The 14,273-nt window shown below is 49.0% G+C and carries 11 protein-coding genes; all 11 read right to left on the bottom strand.

What is annotated here, in order from left to right:
• Positions 1 to 36: 36 nt before the first annotated feature.
• The 11 genes from ACZ42L_RS10200 to ACZ42L_RS10150 all read right to left on the bottom strand — a co-directional run bounded on the left by ACZ42L_RS10200 (position 37) and on the right by ACZ42L_RS10150 (position 14,271).
• Positions 37 to 564, bottom strand: coding sequence for a shikimate kinase (locus ACZ42L_RS10200; protein ID WP_464716029.1), 528 nt, complete (start codon positions 562 to 564; stop codon positions 37 to 39).
• The gene (gene topA / locus ACZ42L_RS10195; protein ID WP_464716028.1) at positions 561 to 2,894 is read right to left on the bottom strand and encodes a type I DNA topoisomerase; all 2,334 of its coding nucleotides are present in this window, start codon (positions 2,892 to 2,894) and stop codon (positions 561 to 563) included. Before topA ends, ACZ42L_RS10200 begins: the two co-directional genes overlap by 4 nt.
• A gap of 477 nt (positions 2,895 to 3,371) precedes the next feature.
• Positions 3,372 to 4,010, bottom strand: coding sequence for a hypothetical protein (locus ACZ42L_RS10190; protein ID WP_464716027.1), 639 nt, complete (start codon positions 4,008 to 4,010; stop codon positions 3,372 to 3,374).
• 12 nt (positions 4,011 to 4,022) lie between these two features.
• Positions 4,023 to 5,639, bottom strand: a complete 1,617-nt coding sequence (locus tag ACZ42L_RS10185; protein WP_464716026.1) for a hypothetical protein — start codon at positions 5,637 to 5,639, stop codon at positions 4,023 to 4,025.
• Between the two features lie 556 nt (positions 5,640 to 6,195).
• Entirely contained in the window at positions 6,196 to 6,636 is a 441-nt protein-coding gene (locus tag ACZ42L_RS10180; protein ID WP_464698890.1) for a hypothetical protein, read from the bottom strand.
• 6 nt (positions 6,637 to 6,642) lie between these two features.
• A complete protein-coding gene (locus ACZ42L_RS10175) occupies positions 6,643 to 7,407 on the bottom strand; it encodes a hypothetical protein (RefSeq protein WP_464716025.1) in 765 nt (254 codons plus the stop codon).
• A 182-nt stretch (positions 7,408 to 7,589) separates the two neighbouring features.
• Positions 7,590 to 8,435 (bottom strand): lysostaphin resistance A-like protein, encoded by an 846-nt coding sequence (locus tag ACZ42L_RS10170; protein WP_464716024.1) that lies wholly within the window; start codon positions 8,433 to 8,435, stop codon positions 7,590 to 7,592.
• Positions 8,436 to 8,437: 2 nt separating this feature from the next.
• Positions 8,438 to 9,373, bottom strand: coding sequence for a bifunctional riboflavin kinase/FAD synthetase (locus ACZ42L_RS10165; RefSeq protein ID WP_464716023.1), 936 nt, complete (start codon positions 9,371 to 9,373; stop codon positions 8,438 to 8,440).
• On the bottom strand, positions 9,374 to 11,917 hold the full coding sequence (locus ACZ42L_RS10160) for a calcium-translocating P-type ATPase, PMCA-type (RefSeq protein ID WP_464716022.1): 2,544 nt from the start codon (positions 11,915 to 11,917) through the stop codon (positions 9,374 to 9,376). It abuts the gene before it with no gap.
• A 181-nt stretch (positions 11,918 to 12,098) separates the two neighbouring features.
• Positions 12,099 to 12,650 carry a DUF3332 domain-containing protein gene (locus ACZ42L_RS10155; protein WP_464702684.1) on the bottom strand — a complete coding sequence of 184 codons (552 nt, stop codon included), beginning with the start codon at positions 12,648 to 12,650 and terminating at the stop codon, positions 12,099 to 12,101.
• A gap of 91 nt (positions 12,651 to 12,741) precedes the next feature.
• Positions 12,742 to 14,271: a DUF3943 domain-containing protein gene (locus tag ACZ42L_RS10150; protein WP_464716021.1), complete on the bottom strand. Its 1,530-nt coding sequence runs from the start codon at positions 14,269 to 14,271 to the stop codon at positions 12,742 to 12,744.
• Between the last annotated feature and the right edge of the window lie 2 nt (positions 14,272 to 14,273).

Raw genomic sequence — 14,273 nt, 5'->3', positions numbered from 1 at the left:
TAGCTGAATAAATAATTATGTGCGCGTCGAGAGTGCTTACATCTGTACCAGCTCTCTCACTCTTTGCACAGAGATTTTGATTTTCTCGAAGTTGTCGAGCAGATTCACATCCAATATATGTTTGGCTTGGGCGTAGAACGGTTCCCGATATGCCAGCTGTTCATGAATAAACGACTCCACTTCTTCGGGAGTCTTGTTAAGCAGCAGGGGACGGACCGACCGTCCCATCTTCAAATGTCCGTATAGCACCTCCGGTGTAGCTTTCAGATAGACCGTCTCGCCCTGCCGGTTCATGTAGTCGATATTATCATAGAAGCAAGGCGTACCGCCGCCACAACTGATGACCACGTCCTCAAACTCGGCAATCTCGTGCAGCATGTTATGCTCTATCCGGCGGAATCCGACTTCGCCTTGTTCGTCGAATATCTGCTTCACCGTCTTGTGCATCCGGCTCTCTATATACCAGTCGAGGTCGTAGAAAGGTATGCCCAGTTCCTGCGCCAGTGCCTTTCCCACCGTCGTCTTGCCGGCACCCATGTAGCCTATGATAATGATTCGCTTCACTTCTTGCGACGCGTTTTAGCCTTCGGAGCCGGAGCAGCATTCACTATCTCCATACATTGTTCGTAAGTCAGTTCCGCTGCTTTCTCGTGTAGTGCCTTCGGCATGCGATAATTGTTACCATCGTAAGCAATATAAGGCCCATAGCGACCGTTGAGCACCTCCAGTTTGGCATCCTCGTCAAACTGCTTCAAGTGGCGCTTTTCTTCCTGCTCCACCTTTTCCTGAATCAGTTTTACAGCCGTCTCAAGCGTCACCGTCATAGGGTCTTCGCCCTTTGGCAACGACACGTATTTCTTATTGTGCATGATGTAAGGCCCGAACCTGCCCGAACCAATAACCACATCAGTACCCTCATACTCGCCCACCGTGCGGGGCAACTTGAACAGTTCCAGCGCCTCTTCGAGCGTTATCGTCTCCATGCTCTTGTCTGTCGGCAACTGCGAGAAGCGCGGCTTCTCATCGTCTTCGGCCGAACCTATCTGGACCATCGGACCGAAACGGCCGATTTTCACAAATACCGGCTTGCCCGATTTCGGGTCGATGCCCAACTCGCGTTCGCCAGCTTTATGCTCCGAACGTGCGTTCATCACCTTTTCCACTGTCGGTTCAAACTTCTTATCGAAGTCTCTCATCATGTCGTTCCACCCTTCCTTGCCTTCGGCTATTTGGTCGAACTGCTGCTCTACACGCGCCGTGAAGTTGTAATCCATGATGTCGGGGAAGTTCTTCATGAGAAAATCATTCACCACGATACCCGTATCTGTAGGCAGCAGTTTGCCTTTCTCGCTGCCCACCATCTCTTTCTTCACCCTACCGGCAATCTTGATTCCCTTCAGCACATCAATGGTGTACGAGCGCTCTTCGCCCTTTCTGTCACCCTTCTGTACGTATTCACGCTGCTGAATGGTGCTGATGGTCGGGGCATAGGTAGACGGCCTGCCGATACCCAACTCTTCAAGTTTGTGTACCAGACTGGCTTCCGTATAGCGGATAGGTCCTTGACTGAAACGCTCTGTAGAGCTTATCTCGCGACGCTGCAACACATCACCCTCCTGCATGGCAGGCAACATATTGGCAGCCTCTTCCGACGCATTGTCTTCGTCGTCTATCGACTCGCGATATACTTTCAGGAAACCATCGAAGGCTATCACCTCGCCCGTAGCCACGAATTTCTCGCCAGCCCCCGATATATTGATGGTCACTGTGGTTTTCTCTATCTGCGCATCGGCCATCTGACTGGCTGCCGTACGCTTCCAGATAAGATCGTAGAGACGCTTTTCCTGCGACGTACCCTCTATCTCGGCCGTATCCATAAAGGTCGGGCGGATAGCCTCGTGGGCCTCTTGCGCTCCCTTGGCATGCGTATGATAGTTGCGCGGTTTGCTGTATTCCTTGCCGTAACGACCAATGATTTCGTCCTTGCTCGTATTGATGGCCAGCGACGACAGATTCACAGAGTCGGTACGCATGTAGGTGATGCGTCCACCCTCATACAGCCGCTGGGCCACCATCATCGTCTGGCTCACGGTGAACCCCAGCTTGCGGGCAGCTTCCTGCTGTAGCGTCGAAGTGGTAAATGGGGGAGCAGGCGTGCGCTTCAACGGTTTCTTGGCAATGGTAGCCACCGTAAACTCCGCATCCTTGCACTTCTCCAAGAAAGCCAACGCTTCCTCGTGGGTCTTGAACCGGGTATCGAGTTCCGTCTTCAGTTCAGAGGCCGAGCCGTCGCTATGCACCAGTCCGAAGATGGCATTCACGCGGTAGTAAGGTTCTGTCTGGAAGGCCTGTATCTCTCGTTCGCGCTCTACGATGAGTCTCACGGCAACACTCTGCACACGACCGGCACTCAAAGCAGGCTTCACCTTGCGCCACAACACGGGCGAAAGTCTGAATCCCACCAGTCGGTCGAGTACACGACGGGCTTGCTGCGCGTTCACCAAGGCCATGTTCAGGCGACGCGGACTGTCGATAGCTGCCAGGATAGCAGGCTTCGTAATCTCGTGGAATACGATACGGCTGGTCTTCTCTTCGTCCAGCCCCAACACCTCACACAGATGCCACGAGATTGCTTCTCCCTCGCGGTCCTCATCGGAAGCGAGCCATATCTTGCTGGCTTTCTTGGCCGAAGCCTTCAGTTCGGCCACCAGTTTCTTCTTTTCTTCGGGTATTTCGTAGTCGGGTTCCAGCGTCTTTGTATCAATACTAAGCTCTTTCTTCTTCAAATCACGGATGTGTCCGTAAGAAGACATTACCTTATAATCCTTACCTAAAAACTTCTCTATCGTCTTTGCCTTGGCCGGGCTTTCGACGATAACCAGATTCTCTTGCATAGTTACGATTGTACGTTATTAAGGCGCAAAAGTAAATAAACTTTTTGCTTACACCTTATTATATATGCAGAATTTTCGTTTTCTTAACTATGTTATCATCTGAAGTACCTATTCCTGCGCGTAGGGCTGAATATACGTATAACCAGAATACCATTGTAGGGACGCGGCATGCCGCGTCCGCACGTGAGAGTGCCTCCTACAACTCACCAACTTAAAAACTCAAAGACTTATTTGTCGTGTGGAGTACCTGTCGGCACTCATCTTTTATCTTCCCTCTTTATCCGACGGTTGAAGCGAAGCGTAAACCACAGGACCGGAAGTGCAAGGAAGAATGAGTGCCGCGAGGTACTCCACATCACAAGTAAGTTTATGAGTTGCAGGGGCAAATAGAATTCTCTACTGACAGATATGAAACAGGGCAAAGTTGAACTATCATGTTCAGCTTTGCCCTATTGTTGAGAAAGATAACGCTTAGTCTTAGTACAATATAAACTCCATCTTAATTTTCAAGGGAGATTTGGAATCGGCGTCACTGGTTAGCGTACCAAACAAACTTCCTTTTATCCCAGCCCATCTATGCCCGGTAAATTCAATTTTGGAGTTATATTGTTTTGTTAAATTCTTATAGGTTTTGTCAACCGTCATCATAAACGTTTCCCATGCAACATTGATGGGTGCCAGGCGTGTAGGATGGTAAACAGACGTCGTGTTGTTCTTCAAATCTTTGACTGTAGCGTAGCAAGTGCTATTGGTCTTGATTGGTTCTTTTTCTTTTGGAGAATATATCACTTCGTTGGTCCTTTTCACATCATCTATATGTAGATGCAGCGTGATGACTGAGTCTTTTGTCTCCATCAACGTCACTTCCCAATCAAACCATGCGGGAATATCTGTTTGGTTTCCAGAACTGAAGTCCATATCAGATTTGTCAGCCATTATGTTTGCATTGACCTCGTTCATCGAGATATCATGATTGTTGAGTTTCCCTTGAAAGTAGTGCTGGTGATAAACGGCTTCTTTTGTTTCATCGTCATTACTGCACGAAGTTACAGATACTGTTGCCATAGCTACTAACATGACTAAGACTATAGCTTTTAGATTTTGAAGATGTCCCATGTTTCTATAATTTTATCTAATTCTTGTCGGTGCAATCACAAGATCTATTGAGCCTGTATTAAGTGAATACACTTGATACCCTTTTGAAGTTGCATACTTATCAGATCTGATGACGGGATCTTTAAAATTGAGCAAGATATTTCCAAGCTCATCATCTTCATCCTTATATTGGTAGGAGACGGTATAAGTCTTTTGAGTTGTTGATTGACCGCTAAAACCCAAATTAAATTTGGGTTCCTTACCATCACTCAAGCCAAATTCCGATTTAGCAACAAAGCTTACGGTGTAACTATTCGTTGTTGTTTTTAATTGTCCATTATCTTTTTCAATAATCTTTATATAATAGCTAAGTGGAGTGTTGGTTAAATCCCACGCATCAGCAATATACATATCCATAGAGGACAAATCTACCCACTTACCTTTCAAGTCGTCAGGAGTTGTTGAGTACCACCATTTGCTATGCCTGAACGCAGTATGATGCTTGTAGCGCACGTGAAATTTACTAATGTAGAACAAATCTGAGCCTTTTACAGAAATTGGTTTGGTTTTCACTAAGCTATTTCCCCCTTTATACGATAGAAAGACAAACTCAAAAGCTCCATTTGTCCACAAATCTTTTGCGATCTGCTCTGTCGAGGGATGCCATTTTTTATAGAATACATCATTCTCTAGTTTAGGATCTTCTTTTGAATGCTCGTCTATAATTTGACTATATTTACTAGGAGAAACTCTAAACATATAAAGCTTTTCTCTTACGTGAGAGTCTAACTTTCCATTTGACGGATTCTGAGGAGAAAGATTGTAATAAATGTATTCCCTATCTATCAAATATCTATTATTCTTTGCGAGGTTGTAGGCTTCTATACAGCGTGAGTCAAGTTGCTCTTTTTTCAAATACGGTACCTCCTCAGGAGCAACTTCTGAATTATCTTCGTCATAATAAGAAGTTCTAGTTTGATTTACTTTTGTTCCATCAAATGCCGGGTCTACAAAGTCATAGTGCAATGGTGCATTACTTACGCGTGTTGATGAAGTACTTCCGACGACCTTCATTCTCTCGTTGCTTTTGACAACCAGGAATGGAAAGTCAGGCAAGCTGCCTGCGGGTAAAGAAAGCAGAGAGTCACCTTCGGCAAAGAACACGGAATTGTCATTACCTGCCGCATAGGTTGTGGCTATTTGAGCCTGAGAAGGATTCCATTTGTTGACGCTAAAAGCATTGAAGCTACCCAAATCGGGAATCATAATAGTCAAGAGAGGTACGCTGTTTTCTATGGCACTGATTTCTTCCTCTGAAGAACATTCTACAAGAATATCACGCAGTGTCTTTCCCTGTTTTATCACCTTATCCTTGACATAGGGATAAAATACATCGTAGTCTTTGTCAAACTGTTTTTGTGCCTCTTGCTTGAGAAAGATTCTCAAAGAGGCATCTTTCGCTGCTGCTACCGATAGAATCTTTGCAAAGCTTCTTTCTGCCACAACTTCGCTTACTTTCTTTTCAGCAGGATTACTTGTTACTCCATTACTTGCAGTTTCGACCATATCAGAGCCACAGGATGCAAACACGATGGTAGAAAGTGCACACGTTAGAATTGATCTAACAATCCTTTTGTGTTTTTTTGTCATACTGTTTTGTTTTTTGGTATCTTAATCGGTTGCAAAGATACGAAATTATATTGAGAATACCAAATGATATGGCTTTCTTAGTTTTTCTTGTCAACCTGTCTACTCGTCAACTTGTCTACTTTAAAAAAGTGCAAGGCCTTTGCAGCATTACTGACTGGGCTTTGCAACATTGCTGTTTGGCCTTTGCAGCGATGTTGCCAAGGCCTTGCACTTTTTTGAGGTTGTGGGGTTGAGGTTTTAAGTTTGTGAGTTTATGAGTCCTTTAGTTATTGGTTGCTCCGAAACGATGGCTTTTGCTCGTTCTTCTCTGATGTTTCCTTCCCTTCTGTCCTTTTGTTTTTCTGTCAAAGACATCAGCTATTTTTCAGACTATATAAAGGCAGTCTTACCCCCTGTAACAGCAGCACAAAAACAGACCGGGGACAATCTCAGCATTTGCCAGATTGTCCCCGGTGATGTATAGGGGCAGCCCTTCGGGCCTATAACAGATTACAGGATTCATGTGTAGAGTGCCAACCCACTCTCTTGTTGTGTACTACACCATGTGTACGGGCGCTTATGGCACGATAACCTTGCGTACGCGCTGGCCCGCTTTGACCACATACACGCCTTGACGAGGCTTGGCAAAACTGGCCTGACCGCCCTCCAGACGCTTTGCAGCAAGAGTCTGACCCGCACTGTCAAACAAGATTACGCTTGCATGCTTATGTTCATCTGCCGTCACTTTGATGCCGTCCGCAGTCACCTCTACCAAGAATAATTCTTTTTCCAGCCGTGCTATATCCGTGGTATATTGCTGTTCGGCCGGAACAATATTACCCATGAAGATAAGGGCTTCATCGCCTGAAGCCGAGACTACGGGCTGTGTTCCGATACTGGTAAGGCTGTTTGCTGTAGTGGAATAGGCCACTACAGGCATGGCAATGACGGTATAGTTGTCGGCCAGACAGCCCGTAGCCGCTCCCAGCATGAGCGAAACTAGTGCTAGATGCTTCATGATGGCTTATTTTTTAGTGAGAACTACTCCTTCTTGGCGATCCTGGTCGACCGCAGTAAAGAAGCATTTACCTTCGCCAACCTTGACAACTGGCGTATACCAGGGCTTCACATGTTTAAGCTTCGGTTCTTCAGGGTGTGTACTGCGATTCTCTGTTTCCTTGAGTTTATAATCCGTCAGAAGCAACATACCTGTCGGTGTCAACGTCCAACTGAACGTACCCTCAATGATTGCTTCATATTGTCCATCAACTTCTTTCTGGTAAAGAGTACCTGTACCGTCTTTCTTAAAGGTATAGGTAAGCTTGGCGATGCCATCAGATTCATGACTGTCATTGAGCGAAGCGGCAGGTTCTTCACCGTCCCATGTACCGATGAGTTCGGCCGGAGTTATCACTCCGCTCAGTGTCTGGGCACACAAGGCAAAGGGAACGCTGGCCATCTTGGCCACACCCGTCTCCTTACCATCTACCAATGTGGCAAAATAGTAGTCGCCTTTCGACCAATCCATCTCGGCAGGAATATCGAGCATCAGATTGCAAGTACCGTGTTTATCGGTCTGTACGTTGAAATCCTTGCTGAATACAGCTGTGCCATGCTCGCCACCTTGGCGTACCTCTACCTTAATGGCAACGTTGGCATTCACTTTGATTTTTCCCGTCGCAGGGTCAAGTACCATAATCTGATAGGCGATTTGCTGTGGCACGCCTGCGAGAACGGTCTGGCTCATCATAGTAAACAATAAGCACAAAAGAGTAAAAAGCTTCTTCATTGAGTTTTGTGTAATTGGTTAATAAATATTTGTTACGATAGAGAGGGATATATGACGGTGCGACATGACAGAGAATACTGTTTTGACTTATGCCTCCCCATAATCACCTATCGCACGCAAAGATAAGCAATTTGTTTTACACACAACTCTTTTGTTGAAGAAAAAGTTTTTGCACCGAGTTTTTATCCTTTCCTTGCCGTTTTCGAGGGCAATCGCATGTGCAGTTGGAACAATGCCGGCAAGAAGATACAGAGCGAGAAGGCCAACCACAGATATACACGCACCTGACTGCCACCGGCCAGGTTTACGAGCTTCATATCTGCCATTCCGGGCATGAGATTGGTCACTACGTAGGCTATGGTATTGTTCACCCAGTGCAAGACTACGCCGGGGACGATACTGTCTGTACGATAATACAGCCATCCCAGCAACAATCCTAGCAGCACGGCATGCACGAATTGGGGCAGATTTCCATGCACACTGCCGAAGAGTACTGCCGAAATGAGAATGGCAACCCAATGCCACTTCTGCCCCATCGCTCCCAGCAGGCGACGCAGGATAGCACCACGGAACACCATTTCTTCCACGAACGGAGCTAATATTCCGATGACCACATAGCCCAACGGTTCGCTCATGATGCCGATAAACATGCGCTCCAGGTAGTCGGGCATATCCATCTCCAGCACCTCTTGCATCCATATAGAGGGTATCAGCGTACCCATTGTTGCCACTGCCACCCATACCAGCGTGAGCCAAGGGCGCGTGGCTATATAGCTGCGAGAGCAGGGTGTCCAGCGGCGCCAATAGAAAATAGCGATGGTCAGCAGACTGCTTATCACCGTCGCCACGATGACATTCATCGCACTGGGCAGCCAGCCATGCTGTAAGGCCGTCATGATTTCAGTTGCGCTCTTACCCGAAGTACCCATATCAATGGCCTCTGTAGCAAACTGCACAAATAGCTGAAGCAGGATGAACACGATGAGATACCATGCCACATCCAGTATTGTCTTTAATGTCTTATTCATTCCTATACTCTTAAAATCGTTCTTATTTCCACTTCGTCTTGTTTCAATCGCTCCACCAGCTGCCGTATGTTGTCGTATCGTTCTTCGCTGCGTGTGCGCCTGATAAACTCTACTTCCACCCTACGCCCATAGATGTCGCCATCGAAATCGAAGATATACACTTCCTGGGTACGGTCCGTGCCATTGTACGTAGGTCGTGTACCAATGCTCATCATGCCACCATACGTCGCCGAATCGCCTTCCACGCGCACCCTGACAGCATACACACCCATAGCCGGTACGAGCTGGTCGCTACCCTCTACATCTATATTGGCAGTGGGATAGCCCAGTTTCCGGCCTTCCTGGAAGCCGTGGACCACTCGTCCGCCGATGCTGTAACGATAGCCCAGGCAGCGGTTGGCCAATTCTATCTCGCCCTCTTGCAGCTGCGACCGAATGACCGACGAACTCACATTGACACCCTCCAGCACGAAAGCCCGGCTACGAACTACATCCATCCCCAACTCCCGGCCATAGCCTACATAGTCATCGAAGCCCTCGGTCCGGTTGTGTCCGAAGCGGTTGTCGTAGCCTGTCAGCAGACAGCCCACGCCCAGTTGTTCGCGCAACACCTGATTCATAAACTCACGGGCAGTCAGTCCGGCCATCTCGCGGTCGAAATCCAACACCACGACACAGTCTGCACCAGCCTGTTCCAGCAGCTCCAGCTTACGCTCATGCTGTGTCAGTTGCTGTGGCACATAGTCATTTTGCAACACAGCCCTTGGGTGTCTTGCAAACGTAATGACCATAGAGAGCATGCCCCGACGGGCTGCCTCGGCCCTCAACTGCTCTATCAGAAACCGATGTCCAAGATGCACTCCGTCGAAAAAACCGACAGTGGCCACACTTGGCAGCAATGGTTTCACCTGATGTCCGATGATTTCTATTTTGCTCATTTATTGCTTGTTTCTCAGTCTCAAGCCCCATCTCCACAACTCGCCGAACCACAATACCACCGAAGTTGCACCGATAATCGTGAGCCATTCGGTAGCCGAGAGGGGTACGGTGCGGAACATCTTACCGCCGAACGTGACGATAAACCACTGCCCACCCAATATGATGAGCAGCACAAGTCCCAATCCTTTATCGGCCCACAGGCGACGGAAAGCCGAATGATGCGACCCCAGACACTTGGCGTTGAACAGATTCCAGAACTGCAACATCACGAAAGTGGTGAAGAAGATGGTCAGTTCGTGGATATCAACTCCTGCCGTTCCGTGGCTCTCCACGATGATGAGATATATCAGCATCAGCACAAAGAAAGCCGTTCCACAGAAGATGATACCGCGGGCCATGCTGTTAGATATAATGAAATCGCTCTGCTTGCGTGGCCGCTCGGTCATCACCTCACGCGAAGGGGGCAACGACGCCAGTGCCATAGCAGCAAACGTGTCCATAATCAGGTTCACCCAGAGTATCTGGGTAACGGTCAATGGCATTTCTGTTCCAACCACCGAACCGCCCAGTACGAGCAACAGGGCTGCAAGGTTCACTACCAACTGGAAGAAGAGGAAACGCTGAATATTCCGATACAGCGACCGTCCCCACATCACGGCATTGGCTATTGAGCCGAACGAGTCGTCCAGCAGAGTCATGTCTGACGCCTCCTTGGCCACGCTCGTACCGCTTCCCAGCGACAAACCCACGTGCGCATAGTTCAGCGCAGGAGCATCGTTAGTGCCGTCGCCCGTCACTGCTACCACATGACCACGACGCTGTAGCAACTCCACGAGCCGTTGCTTATCGGTGGGTTTGGCTCTCGACATCACACGTATCTGCTCTGCACGCTCGTACGCCTCGTCGTCTGAGAGGGCAGCCCATTCCGTTCCTGTGATGAATGCTGCCCCAGGCGTACGCTCATCGCAGACGCCTATCTGACGTCCTATCTCTGCTGCTGTGGCGGCAGTGTCGCCCGTTACGATCTTCACTTCGATGCCGGCATTGCCACAAGCCGACACAGCCGCAGGCACATCCTCGCGTATCGGGTCTGAAATCGCAGTGATTCCCTGTAGCCTGCAACCTCTGGCAAAGGCCAGCGTACGCATAGCTTTATGCTGGTAGTCGGCCAACCGCTTCGATATATCGGCCCGCTGTTCATCGGTCATGTCGCAGTACTTCATGATAATTTCGGGGGCTCCCTTGATAAATCTTGTACCACCGGGTACGGTGGTCGACATGTATTTCCGCTCGGTAGAGAACGGCTGACGCTCCACCACCGGATGTTCCCTACGCAATTCGGCATAGTCGAACCCTTCTTTCCGCATCCAGTTCAGCAACGCTACCTCCGTAGGATTGCCTATACCTTCGTCTCCATTCAGCTCGGCTGTGGTGTTGGCTGCTATCGCTATAGCCATCTCGCGCTCGTCACCGTCTACGATGAGCATGTCGCCTACAGTCATTCGATTCTGTGTGAGCGTTCCTGTCTTGTCGGTACAAATGACCGTCACAGCTCCCATCGTCTCACAGGCATGCAACTTACGCACCAGATTGTTGCTCTTCAACATACGTCTCATGTTCAGAGCCAACGATAGGGTGACGGCCATCGGCAATCCTTCGGGAACGGCCATTACTATCAGCGTAACGGCCATCATGAAGTATTTCAGCACCGTCTCGGCCATCAGCAGATAGTTAGTACTGTGCCATACAGCCGGATTGGTGAGTATATCGTGCAGCAGGAACGCCACGAAAGCCAGGATGGAAACTCCTGCTCCCACCTTGGAAACGAGCTTGGCCAGCTTGCTCAGCTGTATATTGAGAGGAGTCTTGATATCAGTAGTCTCGGCTGATTTACGTGCCACCTTGCCTATCTCGGTCTCATCGCCCACGGCACGCACCACGGCCACACCCTGACCGCTCATCACCATCGTCGAGCGCAGGATGATGTTGACCGGATAAGTAGATTTGTTTTGCTCCTTACTGGGGTCGGCATGCTTTGTCGTAATAGGCTCGCCCGTCAGCGACGATTCGTCTATCTGCAAGTCGACCGACTCCATCAGCTGTGCGTCGGCAGGCACTTCGTCGCCTACTTCTATCAAGACGATATCGCCCACGACGACATCGCGGCGCGGAATTTCCATCACCTGTCCGTCGCGACGCACTTTTACGGGCTGCTCGTCGGTCAATGCCGTGAGTACATTAAACTTCCGCGCGGCATCGCGTTCGAAGTAGAAGCCCACCGTCGTAGCCAGGAATATGGCCACAAAGATGCCGATGGTCTCTACAAAATCATTTTCCACAAAGGCCAATATCAGCGACACCGTGGCTGCCACCAGCAGGATTTGGATAATCGGGTCGCGATATTTATCGGCATATAGTTTCCAAAGCGAAGTCCTGGCAGGTGGGGTCAGCACATTCTCGCCATGTATCTTGCGGCTTTCCTCGACCTCAGAAGCACTGAGGCCATGTCTCATTCTCTCTGTCGCAGTATTTTCTGTATTCATTCATCAATGTTTTGTGCAAAGTTAATTCAATTTATCCACCCATCCAAACACCCATCCTATATTTAGGAAAAAAGTAAAAAATAAGAGGTAAGCGACCGGCTTCCTTACCCGTCCCTTACCTCTTATTCGAATTATTTCCGTTGCTGCCATCCTTTCGCAGAAAGGTGTCAGCACACCATTTTTATCTCATGGCCCAATAATTGCCTTCTCCGGTAGCCATCTTCAGTTTGTAGATACCGGCCTCGTCTTGTGTCACGGTCACATCCTTACCATCGCCCAAGTGAGCCTGGATAGTACCGTCGTCGTTGAATGTGAAGAGATCTGTGGTCTTGCCATCCTGCTTTTGCGACCACGTCTTGGTCTCATCATTATACACGAAGAAGAGTTTCTCGCCCGTAGGCTTGGTGATTTCGTAGCCGTCTTTCAGTGTCTTTACGGCATAATAGCGTCCGTCTTGCCCCATCACCTGTTGTGTCTTCCCTACTTTCTGGGCCAGCGGATTACTCCCCGACCAGAATTCCATTGTATTCAAAACGAGTACATCTGCTAATGTGCAAACTCCGTAGGCCGGTGAAATAACCAAGAAGATAAGCTCATTGAGAAACTTGCTGTTGGTAGCACGCTTGTTCCAGCTAGCGAGCTTGTTAAAAAGGGCAAACGAGCCTACACACGATGTAGTAAGAAGTGTGGCCGCCATGAAAGCAGCAACGACACCAAGATGATTTTTCTTCATAAAGTTTGTTTTTTAAGATTGATAACAGCCTGTAAAATTACAAAATATCTGGGAAAGTCAAACAGATTGACCTTGTTTAACATTTTGCCGACTACAGCACCAGCCCCATGCGCAATTCAAATGTCTGGGCATGCACATTGTCATAATACTTATACCGCGTGGTACGCAGAAAATAGCTTCCACTCAGTTCCACCCCCATGCCATTGCGCAGCCTGAACACGAAGAGAGGGTTCAGCACCAGCAGTTCGGCGTTGCCCCGGTCGCCCTGTGCATTCAGGTAGAGTGGATTCACCGTGGCCAGGTCTTTCTGTTCATATCCCTTCCAAGTATAGATATGATAGTAGTCAACATTGAAGGCAAAGAGTCCCATACGTGGGAAGACCATCTGTGTATTGAGCTTGATGCTGTATCCGCTACCCATGTTGTAGTCGCGGTCTATGATGTTATAATAGTCACTTTTAGTCCCACCAAGCAGTATTCCATTGACAAATACACGCTGTTCTAGACGCTCCAGATTGCCCACATGGGGAAACCTGTAGATGATTCCGGGACCGAACGAGGCTGCTTCGCTGATGCGATAGGGAGTCAGCGAAGTACCGTTCTTCACCGGACTGGAATCGTAATAGTTGAAATGCTGAAAGATACCGAACTGGCTCTGGATTCCGTCAAAATCCTGATTCTGCACTCCCCAAAGGCGACCGAGCAGATGGATGCTATTCACCAAGGGTTGATTGCCCGACAGGCCAAACGTCACATTGGCCACAAAGTAGTCGTAGGGCTGCATCGTCTCTTCTCTGAAAGGGTCGCCATACTCCAGAAAGAAGGTCACATAGGGATTGCTTTCACCCCGGAACAGGCCACCGTCATCGGCCAGATAGCGCAGTCCGACAGTGGTTTTGAAATCTACCGGAAACCGCTCGTAATCGTGGTAGAGATAGTTTTCGTGCCTGATGTGCCACGCATCTCCGCCAAGCAACCTTACCATCCCCTGCATCGGGTTCACCACCGTAGCCCCAAACTCGCGCAGAAAGCGACGGAAGCCGCGTGTGCGGTCGTTGAGTATCAGGGCCGAGATACGATGGGTAACTTCGCCAATGGCTATTCCTCCGAACGTAGTAGCCAGCAGGTCGTTGATGGCCGGTGGCTCTTGCTCGCCCAGAAATTCCCACATCAGACTGCCACCGAACGCATAGGGAGCGCTCTGCCAGAACGAAAGGCCGTGGCTGCGGGCACTGTTATAGTAGAGATTGCCATGATAAGGATGGGCAAACAGATTGGTAGAGAACTGGTCGTTATCCCACACAAACGCATGGCGGAAGTTATGGCCAATGGTCTTGAACGTCACTTTGGCAAAGTCTTCGCCCAACACGAAACGGTCGAAACCATGTACCAGCACATTGATACCGGCCGCCTGAAGGGCCGCCTTCCACGGACGGGACTGCAAGTAATCGGCATCGTCGGTGCGAAACCGGTTGTGCCATGCCAGCGAATCTGTCGGGACAATAGCCCCATAGGGCGCAATGTCGCGCCCATGCTGTACCACGATGGTATCTGAGAGATTCTGCGCCCGTGCCGACACCACCATTGCGAATATGATAAGGATGAGAGAATACTTCTTCATTT

It is taken from the genome of Prevotella mikamonis (assembly GCF_055381405.1).
This window is presented reverse-complemented; position numbering and strand designations above follow the sequence as displayed.